The sequence below is a fragment of the Leptolyngbya sp. BL0902 genome (genome assembly GCF_016403105.1).
Classification (GTDB): domain Bacteria; phylum Cyanobacteriota; class Cyanobacteriia; order Phormidesmidales; family Phormidesmidaceae; genus Nodosilinea.
The window spans coordinates 902,912-929,074 of record NZ_CP046155.1 but is presented as its reverse complement, the minus strand read 5'-3'; the positions used below and the strand labels follow the sequence as shown (position 1 = coordinate 929,074).

Sequence of the window (26,163 nt, the reverse complement as noted above, 5' to 3'; positions counted from 1 at the left end):
GACGGCGTCCATACCCCATTTTAGGGGGTGCCGGGTGGCGGATCGGGTTGAAGCGATTTGGGAACGGCCCACAACAGGGTTACGGCTCGGCCCGCCATCAGCCCCGTGAGCGCCAGCCAGAGGAGGTGGGGGCTCTCCAGGCGCTGGGCTACCATCGCCAGCGGGAAAAAGCCCATGCCAGCGGCTAGGACAGTGGCATTGCGCAGCACCTTTCCGGCGGTGAGCCCCAGAAAATAGCCGTCTAGCATATAGGCAATGGCCCCCAGCGAGAGAATCGGGAGCAGCCAGCGGACGTAGATTTCTACGGTGTCGATGACGGTTTTGTGGCTGGTGAGCAGGCCAAAGAGGGTTTGGGGAAAGAGGTTAAAGGTGAGGGCAAAGGTGAGCCCCAGCCCGACGCTGGTGCCGCCGCCCAGCCACAAGAGCCGCCGCAGTTCAGCCCGGTTGCCGCTGCCATAGTAGCGTCCGGCAAAGCTTTCGGTGGCAAAGGCGATGCCGTCGATGAAGTAGGCCGATAGCATCACCACCTGAAGCAGCAGCGTATTGGCAGCAAGGGTTTGGGTGCCCAGGGCCGAGCTGAGGTTGGTAAACAGGGCCAAACTTATCACCAGGGCAAAGGTACGAATCAGAATGTCGCGATTCAGCGAAAAAACGCCCTTGAGGGCTTGCCTATCCCAGCCCTGGGGCGCAACCTGGCGCAGCTTGGCAAAGCCCCCGTCACGCAGAATCAGCCCCACCCCCACCAGCATCGTGACGTACTGGCTGAGGGCCGTCCCCAGCCCCGCCCCGGCGCTGGCCCAGCCCAGGTAGCCGATAAACAAGCTGTTAAACAACACATTGCTGCCGTTGCCAATCAGCGACAGCACCAACACCCGCCGCCCCTGCTCCTGGCCCAAAAACCAGCCCAGCAGCACCAGATTTAGCAGCACCGCCGGAGCATCCCAAATCCGGGCATTATAAAAGGCATAGCCCGCCGCCTTCACCGCCGCCTCCGCTTGCAGCAGCGAGAAACCCGCCTCACGAATCGGCACCTGAAGCAACAAAATCAGCAGGCCACCACCGAGGGCCACCGCACCATTGCGCAGCAAAATCAGCCAGAGGCCAACCCCATCGCCCCGCCCCCGCGCTTGGGCCGTGGTGCCCGTGGTGCCCATGCGGAGAAAGCCAAAGCTCCAGTAGACCACGTTAAAAATGGCCGTCGCCAGAGCCACGCCGCCCAAATGGTGAATGTCGTCGAGGTGGCCCAAAAAAGCGGTATCCACCAACCCCGCCAGGGGCACCATCAGGTTCGACAGGATATTCGCCACCGCCAGCCGACCGAAACGGCTGAACCGTAGCGATTCGCTCAACCCGGATGGGCCAGTCTTGGGATTCATAGACAACGTCCTTAACGCGCTGGGGGTAGATGAAGTACCGAGATTTTTAGGCGGAGGTTTTTCGACAGAGATTTTTTAGCAGGTCGATATTTGTGACCAAGAGCTGTGTTATTCTAGTTGAGCGCAACTGATGCGCGGAAATTCGGGGCGTAGCGCAGCTTGGTAGCGCACCACTTTGGGGTAGTGGGGGTCGTGGGTTCAAATCCCGCCGCTCCGATTAATCGAAACCTCGCCACTTGGCGGGGTTTTGTTGTTTTTGTGGTTTCCCGGCAATGGTGAAGCTTGGAGTTGGCGAAACCTCGCCACTTGGCGGGGGCGCGAGTTGGCGACGGCTAGCGGGAGGCGTCCTTGTCTTCTCTGGCCGAATTCGTTACTGTGTCAGGGAAGTCAGCGCGTTCCGTGATTGCCGACCATGAGCTATCCCCCCACGCCCCAACTCACGGCCACCTGGGTGCGACAGATTGAGGAAGTGCCCCAGGCGGAGTGGGATCGCTTGGCGCTGCCCCTGGCCACACCGTTTTTAGAATGGACTTGGCTGCACCATATGGAGCGGTCGGGCAGTGCAGTGGCCAATGCCGGATGGCAACCCTGTCACCTCACGCTGTGGCGGGGCAAAACCCTGGTGGGGGCCGCGCCCATGTACCTCAAGGGCCACAGCTACGGCGAGTTTGTGTTTGACCATCAGTGGGCCGACTTGGCGGATCGGCTGGGGGTGAACTACTACCCCAAACTGCTGGGGATGTCGCCCTTCACCCCGGCGGAGGGCTACCGTTTTTTGATCGCCCCGGAGGAGGATGAGGCGATGGTCACGCGGGCCATGGTGGAGGCCATCGACGGCTTTTGCGTCCGCAACGATATTTCCGGCTGTCACTTTCTGTACGTGGATCCAGAATGGCGGGAGCGGATGGCCAACTTGGGCTTTTCCCAATGGCTGCACCACAGCTATGTCTGGCAAAACCAAGGCTTTCAAAGCTTTGACGATTATTTGGATATCTTCAATGCCAACCAGCGGCGCAACATCAAGCGAGAGCGCAAATCCGTGACCACGGCGGGCCTGCGGATGGAGGCCATCACCGGAGACGCCATCACCCACGCCCTCTGCAACCGCATGTACGACTACTACGCCGACACCTGCGACAAGTTTGGCTGGTGGGGCAGCAAGTATCTCACCCGCAAGTTTTTTAACCTGATCCATCACGATTACCGTCACCGCATGGTGCTGTTTGCGGCCTTTAGCGACGATGACGACGACCCCGTGGGGATGTCCTTTTGCCTGACCAAGGGAGATCGTCTCTACGGTCGCTACTGGGGATCCAAGGTGGAACTCAACAACCTCCATTTCAACGCCTGCTACTATGCGCCCATCGAGTGGGGCATTGCCAACGGCATCCAAATGTTTGACCCCGGTGCGGGCGGACGCCACAAAAAACGACGCGGATTTCCGGCCACGCCCAACCACAGCCTGCACCGCTTCTACGAACCCCGCCTCCAAGCCCTGCTGGTGCGCTACATCCAAGAAGTGAACGCCCTAGAACAACGAGAAATGGACGCCATCAACGCCGACCTCCCTCTCAAAGGACGCTAGGGCAGAACCAGGGGAAATCCGTAGTATGATTGAACCCCGGTTTTGCCTATCGAAGATCGCTTTGGCAAATTCCGTAGATTACCAAGTCCTTGCTGGCCCTCACCCTAAATCCCTCTCCCAAGCTGGGAGAGGGACTTTGAAGAACTTTCCGGCCCCCCTCTCCCAGGAGGGAGAGGGGCTGGGGGTGAGGGCCAACCCAATCTGATTTGGCCCTCACCCTAAATCCCTCTCCCCAAGGGAGAAGGACTTTGAGAAATCTTCCGGCTCCCCTCTCCCAAGTTGGGAGAGGGGCTGGGGGTGAGGGTTCAAAGACTGAGGGCTATCCTGCCAACCCTGTTTTGATTTTTTGCGGCTGATCCTTGGCCTGAGGTGGTTTCTTTGTCCTCCCATTTTTCCTACCACTGCGAAGCAAACTGTAGCCACACCCACGCCAGGGCGGGCACCTTCCATACCCCCCACGGCCCGGTGCAAACGCCTCGGTTTATGCCCGTGGGCACCCTGGCCAACGTGAAGACCGTTACCCCCGACCAACTGGCCACCACCGGGGCGCAGATGGTGCTGTCCAACACCTACCACCTGCACCTGCAACCGGGGGAGGATATCGTAGCCGAGGCCGGAGGGCTACACCGCTTCATGGGCTGGAGCGGCCCCATGCTGACGGATTCTGGCGGGTTCCAGGTCTTCAGCCTCAGCCAAATTCGCACCATCACCGAGGACGGCGTCACCTTTAAATCCCCTAAGGATGGCCGCACCATTCACCTGCGGCCCGAAACCTCCATCGAGATCCAAAACACCCTGGGGGCCGATGTGATCATGGCCTTTGATGAATGCCCCCCCTACCCGTGCAGTCGGGAGGCGGTGCAGGCCGCTACGGAGCGCACCGGACGCTGGCTGAAGCGGTGCATCGTCGCCCATCAGCGGCCTGATCAAGCCCTGTTTGGCATTGTGCAGGGGGGTGTCTATCCCGATCTGCGGCGGCAGGCGGCCCTGGAATTGGCGGAACTGGATCTACCGGGCTATGCCATTGGCGGCGTCAGCGTGGGGGAACCGCCGGAACTGATTGAAACCATCGTCCAGGCCACCGCGCCCTGCCTGCCGCAGAACAAACCCCGCTACCTGATGGGGGTAGGCACCTACCGCGAAATGGCCCAGGCCATCGCCGCCGGGGTGGATTTGTTCGACTGCGTGATTCCCACCCGCCTCGCCCGCCACGGTGCGGCCCTGGTGGATGGCGAACGCTGGAACTTGAAAAACCAACGATTCCGCCGCGACTACACCCCCCTCGATGCCACCTGCCCCTGCTACACCTGCCAAACCTTCACCCGCGCCTACCTCTGCCACCTGATCCACGCCAAGGAAATGCTGGCGTTTACGCTCATTTCCATCCACAACATTACAGAACTGATCCGCTTCACCCAGCGGATTCGGGAGGCCATTCTGGCGGATCGCTTCGCCGAAGAATTCGCCCCCTGGTTGACCCCCAATCCGACCACGGGAGCGGAATCATCCGCTTAGAGGGTGCCCAGGGCCAAAGGCAAGGAGCTTGCGCCACCGCATGGGACAGCGCGTAGGACAGGGCAAAACAGGAACCTACCTTATTACAATGGGTAGAACGGCGATGATCGGTCAATCCCCGATTTGCGCATCGATTCTTGCAACGGATTGAAACCTGTGAGGCCGAGTCCGTCCTTGGCTGGTCGATCAAGCCGCTCATCAGACCGCTAAGATAGCGGTTCCACCTGAATGTTTTGTCTTCATTTCCTGTTACCAGGCCACCTGTTCCATGACCCAAGCCGCTGCTCTTCCTGCCTCTGAAATTGCCAAAGCCGTGGAGCAACGGCGCAATTTTGCCATCATTTCCCACCCCGACGCCGGGAAAACCACGCTGACGGAAAAGCTGCTGCTGTACGGGGGTGCGATCCAAGAGGCGGGGGCGGTGAAGGCCAAACGGGCCCAGCGCAGCGCTACGTCGGACTGGATGGAACTGGAGCAACAGCGGGGGATTTCCATTACCTCCACGGTGTTGCAGTTTGCCTACGGCGGCTACACCATCAATTTGCTGGATACCCCCGGCCACCAAGACTTTAGCGAAGACACCTACCGCACCCTGGCGGCGGCGGACAATGCGGTGATGCTGGAGGATGCGGCCAAGGGTCTGGAGCCCCAAACCCTGAAGTTGTTTGAGGTGTGCCGGATGCGGTCGCTGCCGATTTTCACCTTCTTCAACAAGATGGATCGGCCCGCCCGTGAGCCATTGGAACTGCTGGACGAAATTGAGCAGCGGCTGGATTTGCAGACCTACGCCGTCAACTGGCCCATTGGCATGGGAGAACGGTTTAAGGGCGTGTTCGACCGTCGCACTCGCCAAATTCACCTGTTTGAGCGCACCGCCCACGGTAGCCGCGCCGCCAAGGACACGGTGATTGAGCTGGGTGATCCGCGCCTAGAAGACCTCCTAGGGCAGGATTTGTATGACCAGTTCAAGGAAGAACTGGAAGTGATTGAAGAACTGGGGCCGGAGCTAGATTTGGAGGCCGTCCACGCCGGACAAATGACCCCGGTCTTCTTCGGCAGCGCCATGACCAACTTTGGCGTTCAGCTCTTTTTAGACGCCTTTTTGGACTACGCTCTCCCCCCCTCCCCCCGCGACAGCACCATCGGCGAAGTGCCCCCCACCCACGAGGAATTTTCCGGCTTTGTGTTCAAACTCCAGGCCAATATGGATCCCAAACACCGCGACCGGATCGCCTTTGTGCGGGTCTGTTCCGGCAAGTTTGAGAAGGACATGGTGGTCAACCACGCCCGATCTGGCAAAACCGTGCGCCTATCTCACCCCCAAAAGCTGTTTGCCCAGGGGCGAGAATCCTTGGAAGAAGCCTATCCCGGCGATGTGATTGGCCTGAATAACCCCGGCGTCTTTGCCATTGGCGACACCATTTACCAGGGCCAGCGCCTAGAGTACGAAGGCATCCCCTGCTTTTCGCCGGAAATTTTCGCCTACCTGAAAAACCCCAACCCCTCCAAATACAAGCAGTTTCAAAAGGGCGTGATGGAACTGCGGGAAGAGGGGGCGGTGCAAATCATGTTCTCCGCCGACGAATCTAAGCGAGATCCAATCCTGGCGGCGGTGGGCCAGCTTCAGTTTGAGGTGGTGCAGTTCCGCATGAAAAACGAGTACAACGTCGATACCACCCTGGAACTGCTGCCCTACTCCGTAGCCCGCTGGGTAGAAGGCGGCTGGGAAGCCCTGGAAAAGGCCGGACGCCTGTTCAATACCGTGGTAGTGAAGGATAGCTGGGAACGTCCGGTGCTGCTGTTCCGCAACGAGTGGAACTGTCAGCAAATTGCAGGCGATCACCCCGAACTCAAGCTCAGCACCATCGCCCCCGTGTCCTCCGGCAAGGAACCCGCCAGCCTGTAGGGCTTTCACCGTTGCTGGGACATTGACCTGATCTACGACACCCACCATTGACCTGATCTAAATCACCCACCAGCGTGATCACAATCACGACTAACACCCCTGGTATGTCACCAACGCCAGGGGTTACATTTCATACCATGGGAAAAAGTGTAGGAGGGTACTTCCCATGGCCAGCCCCTGCAATAAGCCGTTGAAGGCAAACCCCTTTATTTCCCTGCGGGATCCGCAAACGGGAGAGTGGCGCGTGGTAAAGAGCAGCCCCAGGAACCGTCAATAATTCCTGGGGATAAAAACCAGCCGCTCTGCATTTTCGAGCATCGCAACCAGCGATAGAATACCCTCACTCCCTCCGTTTCCCCATCCTTCCTCAGAGGGGTATGGGCAGAGGACTGGGTTCTTCTTCTTGGCAATCATGCGTACCCTCTATCCCCCTATCGACCCCTACAACACCTTTCGGCTTCAGGTCTCTCCCCTCCACAACCTCTACATTGAAGAGGCGGGCAACCCCCAGGGCAAGCCCGTCATTTTTTTGCACGGTGGGCCAGGGGGCGGCACCAACCCAACTTATCGCCAGTTTTTTGACCCCCAGCAGTGGCGGATGATCCTGTTCGACCAGCGAGGCTGTGGCCAAAGTACTCCCCATGCCGAGCTGGAGGAGAACACGACTTGGGCCTTGGTCAGCGATATCGAGGCTATTCGCAAAGCCCTAGGGATTGACCAATGGACGGTGTTTGGGGGCAGTTGGGGCAGCACCCTGGCCCTGGCCTACGCCGAAACCCATCCCGACCGCTGCTGTGGGCTCATTCTGCGCGGCATTTTTACCCTGCGCCAGAAGGAGATTCGCTGGTTTTACCAAGCGGGAGCCAGCTTTTTATATCCCGACGCCTGGGAGCATTACCTCGCGCCCATTCCAGAAAACGAGCGGGACGACCTGTTAGCCGCCTACTACCGACGTTTGACCCACGAGGACGCCAACCTTCGCCTAGAAGCAGCCCGCGCCTGGTCGATTTGGGAAGCCAGCACCAGTATGCTAATCCAGGACGCCGCCCTGATGAGCCGCTTTGGGGCCGACGAGTTTGCCCTGGCGTTTGCTCGGATTGAGTGCCACTATTTTGTCAATCGGGGCTTTTTTGAGCAGGACGATCAGCTTTTGAGCAACGTAGACCGCCTTCGCCACATTCCAGGCGTTATTGTGCAGGGGCGTTACGACGTGGTGTGTCCAGCGATAACGGCCTGGGAACTTCACCGGGCATGGCCAGAGGCAGAATTTGTGCTAGTGCCAGAGGCGGGCCACTCTGCCCTAGAACCCGGCATTGTCGATGCTCTCATCACCGCCACCGACACCTTTGCCCACCGTCCCTAGCTCACCCTGCTAGCCCTGGGCCAAACTTGGGCACCCTAGGGATAAGTCCCTCCCTGCCGCCGCCGGACGGTTTTTGCCATGCGCGTGCTGGTGCTGAGTCATACCTATATTGTTAATCTCAACTGCGGAAAACTGCGAGCCTTGGCCCACCTTGATCCCAACCTGGAGGTGGCCGTGGGGGTGCCCCGCCGCTGGAGTGTGGGCAATCCCCAATATCGCCTGATTGAGTCCCAGGCTTGGGATGACGGCAACTTTCGGCTGATTCCCTTGGGCAACTTTAGCCAAAATAACCAGGGGTTGCTGGGGTTTGGCCCCGACCTGGTAACGCTGCTGCGAGAATTTCAGCCCCAGGTGATTCAGGTGGAGGAGGGGGCTAAGTCCCTCGCCTATGCCCAGACCATCACCCTCAACCGCCTGCTCGACTTGAAGGCCAAGAATGTCTTGTTTGCGGGCTGGCCCTCCGCCCAAGACAATTTCCAGTCTCCGGTCTCCTGGCTAGAGTCCTACAACCTGCGCCACACCCACGGGCTGGTAGCCGGGCGACCCAAGGGAGTGGAGGCCCTTTGCCAGCGTGGCTACCGGGGGCCATGCCGCATCATGCCCCAGGTGGGGGTGGATGAGACCTGCTTTTTTCCCCAGGCTCAGCCTGACCTCGCTCGCCAGATCCCTATTGCGGAGGGTACTTTTGTGGTGGGCTTTGTGGGGCAATTCATCGCGGAAAAGGGGGTGCTCACCCTCTGTAAGGCACTGGCTACCCTGAGAGATCATCCCCAACCTTGGGTATGGTTGCTGCTGGGCCGAGGAGACCTCAAAGATACGCTGCCCCACCACCTCCAGGCCGCAGGCATTGCCGACCGAGTGCGCTGGGTTGAGAGTGTTCCCCACCGCGAGGTGTCGCGATACCTCAATCTGATGGATGCCCTTGTATTGCCCACCCACTTGACCCACAACGGCCCATCCTGCCCAACCACCGACTGGCCAGAGCCATCGATCCATCTCTTGCTGTCCGCTATGGCCTGTGCTGTCCCCATTATCGGCTCAGACGGTGGCACCGCCCCCCATGTGGTCGAGGAGGCTGGCTTGAGTTTCCCCGCCGCCAATTCTGCGGCCCTCGCCGCCCGCCTGCGCCTGCTGCTCGATAACCCCAGCCAGCGCCAAACCCTGGCCGAACGGGCCTATGGCCAAGCCATGACCCACTACACCAACACCGCCCTGGCCCAGCAATTGCTGGACTTTTACCGTACCTTGGGGGTGGAGGGATAGGTCTGGGCAGGGGCTACTGGCCAAATTCTAGCCGCACCTGCTCCACAATATCGGCGGTGATGGCCTCGGCTTCCTGTTCGCGGGCCACATCTTCAATGCGTTTGCGAGCCTGAGCCCGCACAAAGAAGGGGATATTTTTGAGTTTGGCCTGGGCGGCAGGCGTCCAAGCGGGTAGGTCTGACATGGGCGAATGACCATCACGGAGACAACGGCAAGCCACAGGAACAACGGCAAGCCATGGCCGCCGATCCCTGAAGGCGGGCGATGTTCCTATCCTACGCGGGACAGGCAACCTCATGATGAGGTTTTGACAAAGGCGTAACGTTTGATCAGGAATCGGCGGCAACCTTAGCGTAGATTACAGTGTCAGTAAATTCACCCGGCAGCCACTCAGGGAGCGGCGACGGAAGGGAGATCAACCCCAGGCGGGCCTAGCCCCTCTACTTTGTGACTGGATTGCTTAACACTGTTTCTAAACCTTAGCCAGGGGGGAACACTAACAACATCGCCAACTGATGGCCTATGTGTACGCGTTATTCGAGAGTGTCATGGTATTCACACCGCACAATAGCCAAGACGACGACGCCCTGCGGGCCAGCGATCCGTTGGGTTTGTCCTTGGCCTGGGGCCATGTTCGAGGGGTCTATTCTGGCTCTGCCTCCCCATCCACCCCCGATGCGGCTGGGCTGAGATCCCCCCATGGCACAGATGATGACGACGCAACCGATGATGCCCTAGACCTTGAGGCCCCTGATATGGATCCTTCAACCCTGACCATCGCTGATGTCGATGCCCTAGAGCCGGATGCCGTGGACAGCGACGTACTTGAAGCCGAGGCGGCGGCGCTGCTGAAGAACCGACACACAACGGATCTCGTCCGGCTCTATCTCCAGGAAATTGGTCGGGTGAAACTGCTGGCCAAGGATGAGGAGGTCTCCGAAGCCCAGTGCGTTCAGAGCTATATGCAGCTCTTGCAAACCCTTGACGAAACAGCCCAGGCCGACGGCGGCATCCTCAGCACCTACCATACCCTGCTGCGCACACGGGATCGGCTGTCGTCGCAGTTGGGCTATCGACCTTCCCTAGAGCGCTGGGCCACGGAAGCCCAAGTGCCCATCGCCGAACTGAAGCCGACGTTGGCCGCAGGAAAACGGGCCTGGGCCGATCTCAGCCACCTGACAGTGCCCGAACTGGAGCAGGTGATTGCCGAGGGCATTCGGGCCAAGGAACACATGATTAAGGCCAACCTGCGCCTGGTGGTTTCGGTGGCCAAGAAATACCAAAACCGGGGGCTGGAACTGCTGGATCTCATCCAGGAAGGCACCCTGGGCCTAGAGCGGGCGGTGGAAAAGTTTGACCCCACCAAGGGCTATCGCTTCAGCACCTACGCCTACTGGTGGATTCGCCAAGGCATCACCCGCGCCATTGCCACCCAAAGCCGCACCATCCGCCTCCCGGTTCACATCACCGAAAAACTCAACAAAATTAAAAAGGCCCAGCGCAAACTGGCCCAAGAAAAGGGCCGCACTCCCACGGTGGACGACATCGCCAAGGAGCTGGATATGACCGGGCCACAGGTGCGGGAGGTGCTGCTGCGGGTGCCGCGCTCGGTGTCCCTTGAAACCAAAGTGGGCAAAGACCGCGACACAGAACTGGGCGACCTGCTAGAAACCGAGGGTCTTTCGCCGGAGGATATTCTGATTCGCGAATCCCTGCGCCGAGACCTGAAACAGCTCATGGCCGACCTCACCACCCGCGAGCAAGACGTCATTACCATGCGCTTTGGCCTCACAGACGGCACCCCCTACTCCCTGGCAGAAATTGGCCGTGCCCTAGAACTGTCGAGGGAACGGGTGCGCCAGATTGAGTCCAAGGCGTTGCAAAAGCTGCGTCAGCCCAAACGCCGCAACCGCATCCGCGACTACCTCGAAACCCTCGGCTAAGGTTGGCCTCCACAGGCGACCGAATCCACCTTCGATACCCCCGATTCTCCAGCAGTAAGCCCCCAAATAGGGGCTGGCTATCCGATGCGCCCATGCTACCCGGTACGGCTCATTCGGAGGCGGGCTGGGTCGCCGTTGAGGGGGGCGTCTGATACCACAGCCCCAGGGCCGTGTGGTAAACCACCTGCCAGGGAACATCATGCTGACGGGCCAGGGCCGCGCAGTCCTCGTATTCGGGGTGAACATTCAGTACCGCCTGGGTTTGGGGGTGGTAGGCCACCTTCATCGACACCGGGCCGTAGGGGGTTTCTAGGCGGTGGAACTCGCGCCGCAGAATGGTGCGGGCTTGGTGGCGGTGGCGAATGCCTAGGGTGGGTGTTTCGGCAAACAGCACCTCCGTGCAGCGGGCCTCGGCCTCGGGGAGGCATAGCACCGTAATCAACAGCCCAGGGCGCGATTTTTTCATAGCGATGGGCTGGGAAAACACGTCCAAAGCTCCCGCCTCAAACAGCCGATCATAGAGATAGCCCATGGTTTGGGGCACCATGTCATCCACCTGGGTTTCTAGCACAGCGATGGTTTCGGTCTGGGGTGATGTCTCGCTTGCTGAACCTGTTGCCGAGTCGGTGCCCACCCACAGCCGCAGAATGTTGGCCTGGGGAAAGTCTTTCTGGCCTGCCCCCAATCCCAGCCGTTGCAGCGTCATGGCCGGAGGATCGCCAAATCCTTGGGCCAGGGCCGCGACGAGGGCCGCTCCGGTGGGCGTCACCAACTCGCCCTGGATACCGTTGCTGTAGAGGGGGATGTTTCGCATTTCCATCAGCTTCAGCACCGCCGGAGCAGGCACCGGAAGCCAGCCATGGGCCGCTTTTACCCGACCTTGGCCCGTGGGCAGCGCCGAACAAAACAGCGCGTCAATGCCCAAATAATCTAGCCCCAGACAGGTGCCCACAATGTCTACCAGGGCGTCGGTGGCCCCCACCTCATGGAAGTGAACCTGGTCAACGGCAATGCCATGCACCGCCGCCTCGGCCTCGGCCAGTTGCCGAAACACCGCCAAACTCCAGCGACAAGCCCGATCCGGTAGCCCAGCCTGGGTAATCAGGGCTTCAATTTCTGGGAGATGGCGGGTGCCGGGGGCGTGGGAATGGGAAGGATCGGGGCTCGGCTCAGCGTAGTTATCGGGGGGATGATGGGCCTCCGCAGGATCGGGGCTGTGGCTGTGGCGATAGGCATGGTGGTGATGCACTTGCACCTCGCCATTGTGGATGATGCGAGTGGTGCTGTGGGCCGAACTTGAAACGGTGCTGTGGCCATCGGTATGAACGTGGCTGTGGCTGTGGCTATCGGCGCGGCCCTGGTGGCGATGACGCGATCCAGGGCGATGATCCGAGTGCCTGGGGCCGTGACGCCGATGGCCAGGATGTCCGTGGGCCGAATGTCCGTGGGCCGAATGTCCGTGGGCCGAATCGGGGGCTGATTCGGACTCTGGGTCGGTGTCCCAAGGATCCGGCTCAGCGGCAAAGGCTGGCTCGGTCAGTTCCACCTTGGCCTTGAGGGCACGCAGCCCCTGCCGCAAAACAGAGGTTGCCGATAGCTGAAACTCATCCTCTAGCCCCAAACGGTGGAGCTGAGTTTGCAAGTAGTCGAGGGGCACTCCAGCATCCAGGACGGCCCCCAAACACATATCGCCAGAAATGCCGGATGGGCAGTCGAGGTAGGCTATCGTTTTCATACAAATCGGCTGAGCTATGCCAGAATTCTTCCACAATAGGAGAGCCACAGGATGACCTTGATTTGTCGTAGGACAAGATCGGTCGGTGGTATGCCCCTTTAATCGGCACGGTTCGGGATACTTGAGGACGCAACCCCATGGCAACGCACTATCGACTCCATCCCGAAACCCCCCAGGCTCGAAAGGTGCAGTCCATCGCCGAGGCCCTCCGCCAAGGGGCGATTGCGCTCTACCCTACAGACACAGTCTACGCCATCGGCTGCGACCTCAACCATCGAGGCGCGGTGCAGCGGGTGCGCCAGATCAAGCAGATCTCTAATGACAAACCTCTCACCTTTCTCTGCTCGTCGCTGTCCAACATTACCGACTACGCCATCGTCAACGACAGCGCCTACCGCATCATCCGCCGCCTGATTCCGGGGCCGTTTACCTTCTTGCTGCCCGCCACCAAGCTGGTACCCAAGCTCGTGATGGATCCAAAACGCCGCACCACAGGCATTCGGGTGCCCAATAGCCCCATTTGCCTAGACCTGATCGAAGCGCTGGGGCATCCGATTATTTCCACCTCGGCCCTCAGCGTGGTGCCCCACCCCACCACCAAGCCCCGCCTCATCGACAAAGCCGAAGTGTTCGATGCCCTTGAAAAGCTGGTAGACATCATGATCGAAGATGACGAGCCCATGACCTACGACGTCTCTACCATTATCGACGTCATCGGCGATGAACCCACCATTCTGCGCCAAGGTCAGGGCTGGGAAGCCGCCCTCGACTGGGGTGCCCAGATGTCGGAGTAGATGCCATCCGCCCATTCATCGCTCTGGCGCAGCCTGCGACCTCGATTGGGGCCTAGGGTCTTCCTCACTCCCATGCGCTCAAAGCTTGGCCCAGCCCCGCATTGGAAGCCTTGTCACCTTGAGAGCGAGGCCCAGCGCTAGGGATGACCCAGCAGCCAGTAGGTGGTCATTTTGCCCTTGCCCTTGACCTCAATGGGGGCGCGGCGTTCAAAGCGGTAATGGTGGGCAAGTTTGCGATAAATGGCCTCCGTGACCTGGATCTTTCCGGCTTCTCCATGGGATTCCATGCGGCTGGCGACGTTGACGGTATCACCCCACAAATCGTAGGCAAATTTGCGCTTGCCAATCACCCCGGCCACCACTGGCCCCACGTGAATGCCAATGCGAAGGTTGGGAGATTGGTGAGATAACTCGGCAATAGGTAGGCTAACGGATTGGATGATTTTCAGCATATCTAGGGCCATATTGGCTATCGCTTCTACATGGTTCGTAGCACTCCCTGGCAAACCACCCACGGCCACGTAGGCATCGCCAATGGTCTTGATTTTTTCGAGCTGATGCACTTCACACAGATGATCAAATTCTGAGAAAACTTGGTTGAGAAATTGCACCAGTCGGGACGGTGGAATCTGGCTGGAAAGGGAGGTAAACTGCACAATATCGCAGAACATCACCGTCACTTCATCAAACCTGTCAGCAATGTCTCGCTCGTTTTCCTTGAGCCGTTCCACAATGGATGCGGGCAAAATATTTCGCAGGAGCCGTTCTGATTTCGCCCGTTCAGCCGCCAGGGCTTCGGTGCGTTGGGCTACTTTTTGTTCTAGGGTGTTATAAAGCTGGGCATTTTGAATTGAAATTGCGGCTTGGGAAGACAATACATTAATAATTTCGAGTTGTTTGAGGGTAAAGGCGTTGGTGGTAAGGTGATGTTCAAAATACACCAGCCCGATAAAATCCCCTTGGTGCAGCAGGGGCACACACAACACCGATTGCGGTTTCTGTGCGCGTAGGTAGGGATCTTGGGTAAAGTCACCGCCATTGACGGCATCGGCCAAAAGAACAGGGGTTTGCGTTCGCCGCACGTAATTCAACAGGGAAAGCGGTAGCTGGGTGGGGTCGTTGGCCTCGGTGGCAATCGGGCGATCTTCGGGGCCGCTATAGGCTTGCACCGTGAGTTGATCCTCCCCTTGCAGCAGCAGATAGCCCAGCTGCGCCCCAGCATTTTCCACCAAAATATCCATCAGGTCACGGGTGAGGGTTCCCAGCACAATTTGGCTAGAAATGGCTTGGGACGCCTTCAGCAAGCTGGATAGATCCAGGGTTTCGCCTAGGCGGCTGCCGCTCCCTTGGCTGGCTAGGGTGCGGTGGGTAGATTCCGAACGGACGCCTGCCAATTCGGGAAACTCCTGCTCTAGGTGCTGCACCTTGTGGGTGGCTCCCCAGCGGGTAAAGGCGTAGTGGGCTTGGCGCAGGTAGGGTTGGGCCAGGGTGGGCTTGTGGTGGCTCAGCCAAAAGCGAGCGGCCCGTTCGCAGGCGATGGCTTCGTCGGCAAGAAACCCGTGGGCTACAGCGCTGGCAATGGCGGCATCGTAGTGATGGATGGCTTCCCAGGGCTGCTGGTTGATGTGGGCGCACTCAGCGTCGATGAGCTGGGCCTTTTGCAGGAAGTTGGCGACGCAGGTTTTGGCCCGGTCATGAAGCCAGGTGCGGTGCTGGTCTAGGCGCTGCTGGTGGTCAGCGGTGGGGGGCAGGGCCGCTAAGACCAGGGCCGTGTAGAAGTGGTATTCCGCCACGGACACCACCCCCAGAATAAAGTCCAGCAGCGGAGCAGCCTGGTCGAGGTGGTCAAGGGCGGCGGCGAATTGGTGGTCGAGGTATTGCACTAGCCCCTGCAAAATGTGGTAGCGACACAATCCGCTGAGGCTGTTGTGGCGGCGGCAGGTTTCGATATAGTCCGTGGCGGTGGGTAAGGCGTCGGCAGCGCTGTCGGGCTGGAGCTGGGCCAGGGTGATCTGGTAGCCCAGCAGGGCGTCGATGGCCCACTGGTTGTTCACCTGCCGACAAAAGGCCATCGCTTCTTGCAAGGCAGTCAAAACCTCAGCCAGGGGGCGACTTTGAAAAAACAGGTTGGAGATGCGGTAGCTGAGGGTATAGCCCACGTACTGAAACTCCCCTGTTTCCAGGCCCGCATCCACCCCGGCCTGGTTGATGGCGTCGGCCTCCGCCACGGGGCGCACCCAAGACTGCACAAAGTTGCTGAGAATAAAGCAGGCCCGCGAAACCTGGGTGCGGTTGCCATAGCGCTCCGCCAGCCCCAGGGACACCAGGGCCGACTCGTAGCCCGCCGGATAGTCCCCCAGCACCGACCCCAGCAGGGTGCCATAGTTGGAGTAGCCGTAGCAGGACTGGGGCCCGTTACCGTGGCGCAAAAACAGGTTAATGGACATAACCACGATGATCTGCCAAATTTTGCGGTCATAGCGATAGGCCGCAGACCCCAGGTTAGACAGCAGCTCCACCGCAAACCGCTGCTCAGCGTTGGTCATGGCGGGCAGGTGCTCTAGGGAGGCCAGGGGCCGATCCCCCAGGGCGGCTTGCAGCTTGGCGTACTCCTCCGCAAAGGCCTGATCCAAATCCGTCAGCGGTAGGGTAATGCCTAGGGCGGCCAGCGCCTCTTGACCAGCGGCGAGGGCCTGCTGATAGTTGGTCTGGATGGTGTTTTGGACGATCAGCACATTGAACACATCGGCCCGCTGAAGGGGGGACAATTCCTGGCGCAGCAGTTCGTCGATGGCCTGTTGGGATGCCGCCAGTTCGCCCAGCAGGTATTGCACCTCAGCCTGCTCGCGGTGGAGAGCAAAGCGCAGTTCCGCCGGAGTGTCACACGCTGGGCAGAGGCGAATGCCCGCCTCTAGGTACTGGGCGGCGGCACGGTAGGCGGTGGCTTGTTTGGCCCGTCGTCCGGCCTCCAGGTTCAGTTCGGCCACGTCCAGATGTTCCGACTCTGGCAACTGCGACCGACCTAGGTTGAGGTGATCCACCACATCAAACAGCTTTTCTGGGTGGTTGGTGAGCTGCCCTCGCCCCTGTTGGCCGATGCGTAAATGAAGCGCGGCCTTTTCGTCGGGGCTCACCAGTTCGTAGGCCGCCTGCTGCACCCGATCATGGAGAAAACGCAGTTCCTGGCTCTGCTTTGTGGTCAAAATCAACCCGGCTTGGGTGGCTTGGCTGAGTTCGACTTGCACCACCTCCCGATCTTGATCGGCCACGAGGCTGAGGGTTTCCACCTCGAAGGTCGTCCCAATACAGGCGGCGATGGAAAGCAAGTACTGCACCGCCGCCGACAGCTTTTTCAGCTTGTCGGTCATCAGCACCACGACGTTGTCTGTGATGTCTTGGGCCTGAATTTGGGCCAAATCCCACCGCCAGCCCCGTTGGCTGGGGTCAAACTGAAGCAGCCCATCGGTGGCCAGGGTTTTGATGAACTCGTTGACAAAGAAGGGATTGCCGTTGGTTTTGGCCAGCACCAGTTCGGCTAGGGGCTGCACCGTAGGCCCATCGCTGGCAAGGGCATCCTGCAACAGTTGGCGAATGTGGCCCAGGCCCAGCGGTTGCAGATCCAGAGTGGTGGGCACCAGCCCCTCTTGGGCCAGGGTGGTCAGCAGGCGCATCAGGGGATGGGTGGGGCCAACCTCGTTGCTGCGATAGGATCCAATCAGCAGCAGAGATTGACACTGCGAATCTCCCAACACCAGGCGCAACAGCCGCAGACTGGCACTATCGGCCCATTGCCAATCGTCCAAAAACAACACTAGAGGATGATCGGGCTGGGCAAAGACCCGCACAAACCGCTGAAACAGATTCTCAAAACGGTTTTGGGCCTCGGCGGGGGCCAGGGTGGGCACTGGAGGCTGTGGCCCTAGGATCAGCCCTAGGTCAGGAATCACCTCAATCAAAACCTGCCCATTGTGGCCCAAGGCGTCGAGAAGCTGGGCCCGCAGGTGATCCAGCCGCTCTGTGCTTTCGGCCAACACCTGCCGCAGCAGTTCCCCCAACGCCTTAATCCACGCCGAGTAGGGCGTTACCCGCTGAAACTGCTCAAACTTCCCCGCTGCAAAATACCCCTGGGCCTCGGTTACAGGGCGATGCAGCTCCCCTACCAGGGCAGACTTGCCAATGCCCGCGTAGCCCGTCACCAGCACAAACGGCCCGTGCCCCCCCTGGCGCATGGCCTCAAACCCGGCTAGCAAGCGCTTCAAATCCGCTTCCCGGCCATACAGCCGCTGGGGCAAGCGAAACTGCACCGGGTAATCATCCTGGGCAATCGCAAAATCCGGGATTTTCCGCTGGAGCCGTTCCAGATCGGCTTGGATGCCCCAGGCGCTCTGATAGCGATCCTCAGCGCCCTTGGCCATCATTTTACTAACCAGGGCCACCAGGGCCGCTGGCAAGTCGGGCCGTTGATCCGCCAAGTTGGGGGGCGTCTTGGCCAGGTGGCCATGCACCAGGGTCATCGGATCCGTTGAGTTAAAGGGCAGGCTCCCCGTCAACAGCTCATAGAAGGTGACGCCTAGGGAGTAAATATCGCTGCGGTAGTCAATCAGACGGTTCACTCGCCCCGTTTGCTCCGGCGAAATGTAGGCCAGGGTGCCCTCTAGCGTGTTGGGATGTTGCAGGAGGGTGATCTCCTGCTGCACTTGGCTCGATAGGCCAAAGTCGATCAGGCGCAGTTGGCCCGTTTGGGGATTAAAAATAATGTTGGCCGGGTTGATGTCCTTGTGGATGATGTTGGCCCGATGGAGATCCCCCAACCCTTGGGTAATGGCTAGGGCCAGGGTCAAAAAGGTGTCCAGGTCGAGGGGTTGTGCTGGATAGTGCTGCCGCAGGGAATCCCCGCCCATGTCCTCCAACACCAGGGCCAGGGTGTGGTGTTCGGTCATCAGGGCATAGCTTTTGATGATCCAATCGCTATCCAGGCGGCTCAGAAGATCGTGTTCCTGGCGATAGCGATCTAAATCCTGGGGCAGAGGATAGGGACGGTTCAACCGCTTGACCACCACCCGTCGCCCATCCCAAAGACCGCGCTCAACGATAGATACATCGCTGCAATGCAAAACCTGATGGGTTTCGTAGCCCGGTATTGCCATCGGCTAAATGGGCCTGATCAATCGGCCCAATAGATAAGGAGGACGTGGTAAGTGTAGAAATATCCCTTAAAAAATGGTTCATCCCTGATTTCGGCCAGCCCCAACAGCTAGCCTCCTGTAGCGCACCATCTGGTCTACGGGATGACTCAGTTTCAAGGGTTTGATGAGCAAACCTGAAGCTTATCCTAGCTTAGGAAACCGCACTACGGAAAATAGCATGAATAAGCATAAGTAATCGAGTAGCACCTTCCTTTTTGGGGCAGTCATTGGTTAAACTCTATCCAAGATAGATAGCTTTAAGTCTATCGAAACAAAAAAACGATTGAACACAGTCAATTCGTTTTAGGATCCCTTTAGGTTCTAGTCTAGGGCCAGGGGGTGATATTCATGTGCTGTCCTGTTGCCAGAGAGTAGTCCGTCTATGACCCTCATCCTCACACCGCTCTTGGCCGAAACGAGCTGGCTTATCCCGCTCTATCCCCTGATGGGGGCGCTATTGACCATCCCCTGGTCGCCCGCCATGATTCGCCGCACCGGGCCACGTCCGGCGGGCTATATCAATATTGTGATGACGGCCCTAGCGTTAACCCACAGTCTGCTGGCGTTTGTGGCCTTTTGGGGCAAGTCGTCGCCCCAGTTTTTCTTTGCCCCCTGGCTGAATGTGGCGGGGCTGGATCTAACCATTCCCTTAGAGGCGGACGCCATTACCCTGGGGGCCTGTGTATTGATTACCACCCTCAACCTGCTGGCCCAAATCTACGCGGTGGGCTATTTAGAAATGGACTGGGGCTGGGGACGGTTCTTCGCCATGATGGCCCTATTCGAGGCGGGGCTGTGTGCCCTGGTGCTGTGTAACTCCCTGCTGTTTTCCTACATGCTGCTGGAGATTCTCACCCTCGGTACCTACCTGCTAGTGGGCTTTTGGTACAACCAATCCCTAGTGGTGACGGGGGCGCGGGATGCCTTTTTGACCAAGCGCGTGGGCGATCTGGTGCTGCTGATGGGGGTGTTGGCCATCTATCCCCTGGCCCATACCTGGGACTTTCGGGAACTGGCGGCCTGGGCACAAACGGCGACCGGGATTGAACCGGGGCTGCTGACGCTGATCGGCATTGGCCTGATTGCTGGCCCCATGAGTAAATGCGCCCAATTCCCCCTGCACCTGTGGCTGGATGAGGCCATGGAAGGCCCCCTGCCCAGCACGATTCTGCGGAATGCGGTCGTTGTCACAACCGGGGTGTGGATTCTGGTGAAGCTGGAACCCGTGATTGCCCTGTCCTCCACCGCCAGCGCCTTTGCCATCGCAGTGGGCACCGTAACGGCCATTGGGGCCACGCTAATTTCCGCCGCCCAGGTGGATATTAAGCGGGTGCTGTCCTACCTCAGCAGTGCCTACATGGGCCTGATGTTCATTGCGGTGGGTGCCCACCTGCCCAACGCGGCCCTGCTGCTGGCCCTGATCTACGCCCTCGGCATGGCGACCCTGGTGATGGGGTCGGGGTCGATTATCCTCAGCGTCATCACCCAGGATTTGACCCAGATGGGCGGCCTGTGGGGGCGGCGTCCGGTGACGGCGATGTCGATGCTGGCGGGGGCGGCTGGCTTGGTGGCACTGCCTCCCTTGGGTGGATTCTGGGCGATGTTGTCCCTGGTGTCGGGCCTGTGGGCGGAACAACGGGGTCTGCTGGTGGCGATTGTGCTGATGGTGAACTGGCTGGTGGCCTTCAGTCTCGCCCGAATGCTGGGCCTCATCTTTGCAGGCAACACCCAACAGATGACCATCCGCGCCCCGGAACCCATCTGGCTGATGGTGATCCCCATGACCCTGGTGGCGGGCTTTACCCTGCATTTGCCCCTGGTGATGGCGCAGTTTAACCTGTTGCCCAACTGGGCCGAGGTCAGCCAAGATATGGCGCTGTTGCTCACCTGGTCGAGCATTCTGGGCGCGGCAGTGGGCACATTGCTCTACGTCAACCGGGTGCTGGAAAGCCCCGCCAAGCTGGTGAAAAAACCCCTGCAAAACCTGCTGGCCTACGATTTCTATACCCCCAAGATTTACCGCAACACCTTTGTGCTGGGGGTTGATCTACTCTCGCGGGCCACGGACTGGCTAGATCGCTACGTGGTGGATGGCCTCGTCAACGCCATTGGTCTAGCCTCTCTCTTTGGTGGCGAAACCCTGAAATACGGCAACAGCGGACGGCTTCAGTTCTATGTGCTCACCATTGCCGTGGGTGTGGCGGTCATCGGCGTGCTGCTGGGCTGGTCATCGTTGACGGCGCTGTTTTAGGCCGAGTTGTGCTTACCCGAAAGTCCTAGGAGCCCTCACCCTAAATCCCCGGAAGCCCTCACCCTAAATCCCTCTCCCAGAGGGAGAGGGACTTTGAAAGGGAATTGGTACGGCTTAGTCAAACGTTATTGATTCCTCCGGCTCCCCTCTCCCTTGGGGAGAGGGGCTGGGGGTGAGGGCCAACCTTCTCCATCACAAATCCCTATCCGTTACTTCGCTATGTTGCTCACTCCTCTTCTGCTCATTCCGTTAATTGGTGCGGTGGCCATTGGCTGCTGGCCGGGGCTGTCTAGCCAGCGGTCGCGCCAGGGGGCCTTGGTGGTGTCGGGGGCGGCGCTGCTGTGGACGCTGTGGCTGTTTACGCAGTTTGATCTGTCCTTTGGCGGCTTTCAGTTCCACGAATTTTTGCCCTGGTTGCCCTTCCTGGGGTTGAACTACGAACTCAGCCTCGATGGTCTGTCGTTGTTGATGGTGGCCCTCAACAGCCTGATCACCTGGATTGCCATCTGGAGCAGTTCGCCCCAAATCGAGCGGCCTCGGTTGTTCTATAGTCTGCTGCTGCTGGTGAGTAGCGGGGTGGCGGGGGCGTTTTTGGCGGATAACCTGCTGCTGTTCTTCCTGCTCTACGAAATTGAACTGGTGCCCCTGTACCTGCTGATTGCCATCTGGGGCGGGGGCCAAAAAAGCTACGCCGCCACCAAGTTTCTGCTCTATACGGCCCTCTCTGGGGCGCTGATGCTGGCGGGATTCCTGGGCGTGGTGTGGCTCAGCGGTGCCGAAGATTTCACCTACCAGGCGGTGATGGGCCATGGCCTACCGATGTCTTGGCAGATTATCCTGCTGAGCCTGCTGCTGGTGGCCTTTGGCATCAAAATTCCCCTGGTGCCCTTCCACACCTGGTTGCCCGATACCTACGTTTCCGCCAGTACCCCGGTGGCGATGATGCTGGGGGGCGTGTTGGCCAAGCTGGGCACCTACGGCCTGTTTCGCTTCGGCCTGGGGCTGTTCCCTGATGCTTGGGCGGAACTGTCTCCCTACCTGGCGGTGTGGGCAGCAGTGAGCCTGATGTATGGTGCCGTGACGGCCATCGCCCAAAAGGACATCAAGCGCATGGTGGCCTATAGCTCCATCGGCCACATGGGCTACGTGCTGCTGGGCGGTGCCGCCATGACGGACTTGGCCCTCACCGGAGCCGTTAGCCAAATGGTCTCCCACGGGTTGATTTTGGCCATCCTCTTCCACCTGGTCGGGGTGATTGAAACCAAAGTCGGCACCCGTGAGCTGGATGTTCTCAACGGCCTGATGAACCCCGTGCGTGGTCTGCCGATGGTTAGTGCCCTGCTCGTCCTCGGTGGCATGGCCAGCGCTGGAATCCCCGGCCTGGTGGGCTTTGTGACGGAATTTCTAGTTTTCCAGGGCAGCTATGCGGTCTACCCCATCCAAACCCTGCTGGGGGTGGTGGGCACAGGCCTAACGGCGGTGTACTTCGTGATTTTGCTGAACCGCACCTGCTTCGGCAAGCTCGATAACGCCATCGCCTACTTCCCCAAAGTCACTTTCTCCGAGAAACTACCCGCCTACGTCCTGGCTGGGTTGATCCTCTTCCTCGGCATCCAACCCAACTGGCTGGTGAAATGGGGCGAACCCACCGCCACCGCCATGGTCGCCAACCTACCGATGGTGCTAACCGAAGTCGTTGCCGACGAGGTGATCGAACAACTACCGATAGATCTAACCCCAGCGGATACGGCTACCGCCGAGGCCATTCCCTTCCCCGTCGCTACCATCCCCACTACCCTCCCGTAGTACGCACCCTGCTCCCCACTCCCCATTCCCTACCTACCTATGCCCACCCTCACCGAAACCCCAACCCTCATTCCTCCCTCCACCCATCCCCACGCCGATGTGATTCATCGCCTGGAAGCAGGTGGTTCGATGCTGCCGGATACGCCGGAAAACTTGATGCAAATCATCGGCATCTATAAAGCCTATGCGGTGCCGATGGATTTCTACTGGCGCGATCTGCTCTACATTGCCGAGCGGGTATTTTTGAACCCGGTTCCTGCCTTTAAATACTTCCTGCCCCAGGAATATTTGGATCTCCATAATCACTACGCTGGGAACACCGCCGATCTCCGCATTTGGCGAGGGGAAGCCACCGCCCATCCTGAACTGCTGGAGTTTATGGAACAGGGCGAAATGAAGCGCAAGCTGCCCAAGTTGTTCCATCACCTCTGGCATGACCGGGTAAATATGGAGTTTGCCGAAGCCTGTATGACGGCGATGCTGTGGCACCAGGATATGGGCGGACGGTTTAACGATTACCTTTATACCGATGAATACAAAACCGCCTGTGATCGGGCGATTAAAGCCTATTTCAAGGGCAATCCGGTGATGCTGGGGCTGCACAAGCTGTTCCCAGAGATGTTCTACGAAAAATGTCGGGAACTGTCCTACTATTCCAACCTGGGCTTGTTTTGGGAAGTGATGGCTCCGGTATTTTTTGAAATGTCGGACATCTTTGATGAGGGTGGCTTTAAGGGCGTACCCGATGCCATGGATTTCATTACCAACGGTATTTTTGCCGTCGCAGGTCGGCCCATTTACCACCATGTTTACATTGGCGATGAATGCTTTGAACTGATTCCCAAATCCTGCGGATTTACCTGGCTCTATGAAGCAGCCCTGCCCTACGTGGAGGCTGTCTTCTACCGCACCGCTCCCTTCCGGGGCACCAAATCCTACAATGCCCAGGCGGGCCAGGTGCCGATGGATCAAAACGATTTCCACTACGGCATCCTCTACGCCGATGTGTTCCCCGTGGGCAGTGCCGGGATTCCGCCCACATTGCTCATGCAGGATATGCTGCACTTCCTGCCGCCCTACCTGCTGGAGTACTACGAAAAGCACTGCCGGGGCGAAGACGATATGCTAATTCAGCTCGGCATCACCTTCCAGCGGTCGATGTATAACGTTACCTCAGCGGTGATCCAAGCCCTGCGGACAGCATTGCTCTATCCTTTGGATGACCCCAACCCCCGCCACCTCGCCGCCAACCGCAAATTCTTCGAGGCCCAAATGGATCGCTTCCTGCGCCCCGAAGCCCGCCTACGCGACATCCAGCGGCAGGACTATCGTTAGTGGCCTAGATCTTAGGGTTCTTAGAGAGCCCTGGGTCTTCACCCCATCACCCCCTCCACCCCATCACCCCTTCATCACCTATGCCTACCATCGTCGATATTGCCGTGAACAACGAAGGGTTTTCTACCCTAGTGGCCGCTGTTCAAGCCGCCGGACTGGTGGAAGCCCTGCAAAGCCCCGGCCCCTTCACCGTCTTTGCGCCCAACGATGCCGCCTTTGCCAAGCTGCCCCCCGGCACCGTGCAAACCCTAGTGCAAAATCCGCCCCAGTTGGGCCGTATCCTCAAGTTCCATGTGGTTGCGGGCAAATACACCAAGGACGAGTTGATCAAACTAGGCACCGTCGAATCCCTGGAGGGCGCACCGATTCCTATCGACGGCACCGAGGGCTTTGAGGTGAAAAATGCCACCGTCCTCGCCGCCGACATTGGGGCCGACAACGGCATCATCCATGTGCTGGACAACGTGATTTTGATGGGGTAAAGGCTTTAGCGACAGGCGATCCACAGTGCTCCATTACCCCCAGCACTCTCCCGGCAGTCGGACAGACTGATCGGGGGATTTTTATCGCCCTTTGAGCAAGGTTTTCCGTAATTCCTTCCTACCATGGTGTAGAGCCTACTGTGCGGCAGCGTGGTTTCTGAAGGAAATGGGTATTCCAGGTCGGATCCGCGCTTCTCCGTACAGCTTCGATGCTGTTTAATCTTTGATGCTTTTCATGATCAGAATCCGTTCTCCTTGGGCCGTCGTTGGCCTCGCTGCCACGGCGCTTAGCTTGGGCTGTGGCGATGCCGCCTCCACCACGACCTCTGCTGTCACCCCAGAGCCTACCGCCCCCACCGCCATGGCCAGCAGCGATGCCCCCCTAGGCGCAGGTACTCACTGCTTCTCAGCAGATGTCACCGTGGGCGGAGAAACCATGCAGGAGGTGGTGAAAATGACCGTTGACTCCATGGGAACCGTGGAGGGCATGATTTCTGTGGCGGAGGTGAGTGGCCCAGAGGATCCGGGCTTGAACAGCTTTAACGCGGTGCTGGAGGGGCAAACCCTGACGGTGCATATGTGGAATGGCCTTAACAAAGGCGATGATCCTTGGGATTGGGACGTCAGCAGTAGCCGCCTCAACGATGGCACGAATACCTTCCAGGCGGTAGATTGTGCCACCGTGGATAGTCGCTTCCCCAGTAGCGAAGCCGCTGCTGCCACCCCCGCCGCCGCTCCAAGCGCCCCCAGTCGCTCCACCACCGCCAGCGCCAGTGCTGCTCCAAGCACCACTCCAACCCCCAGCAACGTTCCCGAATCTGAGGTGATGCGCTTCCAGCCCAGCGATCTCACGGGTGGCCCCACCGCCAGCGATGTGGTGCCCGTAGAAGTCACCAATTTCGAGACCATCCCGGTGCAGTTTCCTAGAGGCAGTGATCGCGCTACCTTCAGCACCAGCATCACCGAAATCGAAGCCCACAGCTACGAACTCCAGGCTAGGGCGGGGCAACTCATGGAAATTGACATGAGTGCGGAGGATGATGTGTCCTACTTCTCGGTGTATGCACCCACCGGGGTCGTGATGGTGCGGGAGGCCCTAGGATCCGTGGCGATTCAACTGCCCATGGATGGCGTTTATTACGTGGGAGTCCACACCTATGGCACTAATGACCGCTACACCTTGACGGTGCGGATTCGCTAGGAGTAAGACTCTCACCCCATCGCAAATCTCGTTACGCTTCGTTACCGCAGGTTGATCCATGGCTTGGCGCAGAGACTCATCCCCTCTGCGCCAAGAACGTTTTTGGGCGACCTAACTCTACAGGCAATTCCCCTATTGCCTGATATTGGGCTACTTTGGCCGTTCAAGGCCCATCGTTACAAAAATTATTTTCCGAAGCATTGACATACCTAAATGTGAACACTCTGTTTTATTAAATCAAAGATCTTAATACCCTAAAGCCTTGCAGGGCAAGGCTTTCAGCCTATTGATAAGGCAATTTTCACAGTCTCATCAAAAAAGTAGTTCTCAAAAGTTTATTAAGTTTCCTATACTATGGAGGAGCGCAAAGATAGGTATTTATCTCTATCGACCTTGCAGTCCGGTTTCGTAACCGGGTCGTC

The 26,163-nt window shown here is 58.9% G+C and carries 16 protein-coding genes and 1 tRNA gene; 13 read left to right on the top strand and 4 right to left on the bottom strand.

What is annotated here, in order from left to right:
- Positions 1–20 precede the first annotated feature (20 nt).
- On the bottom strand, positions 21–1,376 hold the full coding sequence (locus tag GFS31_RS04255; RefSeq protein WP_198807023.1) for an MATE family efflux transporter: 1,356 nt from the start codon (positions 1,374–1,376) through the stop codon (positions 21–23).
- 143 nt (positions 1,377–1,519) lie between these two features.
- On the opposite strand from GFS31_RS04255, the gene GFS31_RS04250 reads away from it, so the two are divergent.
- The 6 genes from GFS31_RS04250 to GFS31_RS04225 all read left to right on the top strand — a co-directional run bounded on the left by GFS31_RS04250 (position 1,520) and on the right by GFS31_RS04225 (position 9,008).
- A tRNA-Pro gene (locus tag GFS31_RS04250) sits at positions 1,520–1,593 on the top strand.
- A gap of 195 nt (positions 1,594–1,788) precedes the next feature.
- A complete protein-coding gene (locus GFS31_RS04245) occupies positions 1,789–2,961 on the top strand; it encodes a GNAT family N-acetyltransferase (RefSeq protein ID WP_198807022.1) in 1,173 nt (390 codons plus the stop codon).
- A gap of 378 nt (positions 2,962–3,339) precedes the next feature.
- On the top strand, positions 3,340–4,476 hold the full coding sequence (gene tgt / locus GFS31_RS04240; RefSeq protein WP_198807021.1) for a tRNA guanosine(34) transglycosylase Tgt: 1,137 nt from the start codon (positions 3,340–3,342) through the stop codon (positions 4,474–4,476).
- A gap of 268 nt (positions 4,477–4,744) precedes the next feature.
- A complete protein-coding gene (gene prfC / locus GFS31_RS04235; protein ID WP_198807020.1) occupies positions 4,745–6,382 on the top strand; it encodes a peptide chain release factor 3 in 1,638 nt (545 codons plus the stop codon).
- A gap of 412 nt (positions 6,383–6,794) precedes the next feature.
- Positions 6,795–7,745 carry a prolyl aminopeptidase gene (pip, locus tag GFS31_RS04230; protein WP_198807019.1) on the top strand — a complete coding sequence of 317 codons (951 nt, stop codon included), beginning with the start codon at positions 6,795–6,797 and terminating at the stop codon, positions 7,743–7,745.
- A gap of 78 nt (positions 7,746–7,823) precedes the next feature.
- Entirely contained in the window at positions 7,824–9,008 is a 1,185-nt protein-coding gene (locus tag GFS31_RS04225) for a glycosyltransferase family 4 protein (protein WP_198807018.1), read from the top strand.
- A gap of 13 nt (positions 9,009–9,021) precedes the next feature.
- Here GFS31_RS04225 and GFS31_RS04220 read toward each other — a convergent pair whose 3' ends face one another.
- Entirely contained in the window at positions 9,022–9,192 is a 171-nt protein-coding gene (locus GFS31_RS04220) for a PCP reductase family protein (protein WP_198807017.1), read from the bottom strand.
- Between the two features lie 364 nt (positions 9,193–9,556).
- Between GFS31_RS04220 and sigC the strand changes: the two genes are divergently transcribed.
- Positions 9,557–10,951: an RNA polymerase sigma factor SigC gene (gene sigC, locus GFS31_RS04215; RefSeq protein ID WP_317135071.1), complete on the top strand. Its 1,395-nt coding sequence runs from the start codon at positions 9,557–9,559 to the stop codon at positions 10,949–10,951.
- A 109-nt stretch (positions 10,952–11,060) separates the two neighbouring features.
- Here the strand turns inward: sigC and larC are convergent, their stop codons facing one another.
- Entirely contained in the window at positions 11,061–12,686 is a 1,626-nt protein-coding gene (gene larC / locus GFS31_RS04210) for a nickel pincer cofactor biosynthesis protein LarC (protein WP_198807016.1), read from the bottom strand.
- Between the two features lie 137 nt (positions 12,687–12,823).
- Between larC and GFS31_RS04205 the strand changes: the two genes are divergently transcribed.
- Entirely contained in the window at positions 12,824–13,480 is a 657-nt protein-coding gene (locus tag GFS31_RS04205) for an L-threonylcarbamoyladenylate synthase (protein WP_198807015.1), read from the top strand.
- A gap of 137 nt (positions 13,481–13,617) precedes the next feature.
- On the opposite strand, the gene GFS31_RS04200 is transcribed toward GFS31_RS04205, so the two are convergent.
- The gene (locus tag GFS31_RS04200) at positions 13,618–18,627 is read right to left on the bottom strand and encodes an adenylate/guanylate cyclase domain-containing protein (protein ID WP_198807014.1); all 5,010 of its coding nucleotides are present in this window, start codon (positions 18,625–18,627) and stop codon (positions 13,618–13,620) included.
- Positions 18,628–19,048: 421 nt separating this feature from the next.
- On the opposite strand from GFS31_RS04200, the gene GFS31_RS04195 reads away from it, so the two are divergent.
- The 5 genes from GFS31_RS04195 (at position 19,049) to GFS31_RS04175 (ending at position 25,741) form a co-directional block, all read left to right on the top strand.
- Positions 19,049–20,917, top strand: coding sequence for an NAD(P)H-quinone oxidoreductase subunit F (locus tag GFS31_RS04195; protein WP_198807013.1), 1,869 nt, complete (start codon positions 19,049–19,051; stop codon positions 20,915–20,917).
- Between the two features lie 219 nt (positions 20,918–21,136).
- Positions 21,137–22,723 (top strand): NADH-quinone oxidoreductase subunit M, encoded by a 1,587-nt coding sequence (locus GFS31_RS04190; RefSeq protein WP_317135070.1) that lies wholly within the window; start codon positions 21,137–21,139, stop codon positions 22,721–22,723.
- 39 nt (positions 22,724–22,762) lie between these two features.
- Positions 22,763–24,058 (top strand): CO2 hydration protein, encoded by a 1,296-nt coding sequence (locus tag GFS31_RS04185; RefSeq protein ID WP_198807012.1) that lies wholly within the window; start codon positions 22,763–22,765, stop codon positions 24,056–24,058.
- A gap of 80 nt (positions 24,059–24,138) precedes the next feature.
- Positions 24,139–24,540, top strand: coding sequence for a fasciclin domain-containing protein (locus GFS31_RS04180; RefSeq protein WP_198807011.1), 402 nt, complete (start codon positions 24,139–24,141; stop codon positions 24,538–24,540).
- Positions 24,541–24,775: 235 nt separating this feature from the next.
- Positions 24,776–25,741 carry a hypothetical protein gene (locus GFS31_RS04175; protein WP_198807010.1) on the top strand — a complete coding sequence of 322 codons (966 nt, stop codon included), beginning with the start codon at positions 24,776–24,778 and terminating at the stop codon, positions 25,739–25,741.
- The last annotated feature ends 422 nt before the right edge of the window (positions 25,742–26,163 follow it).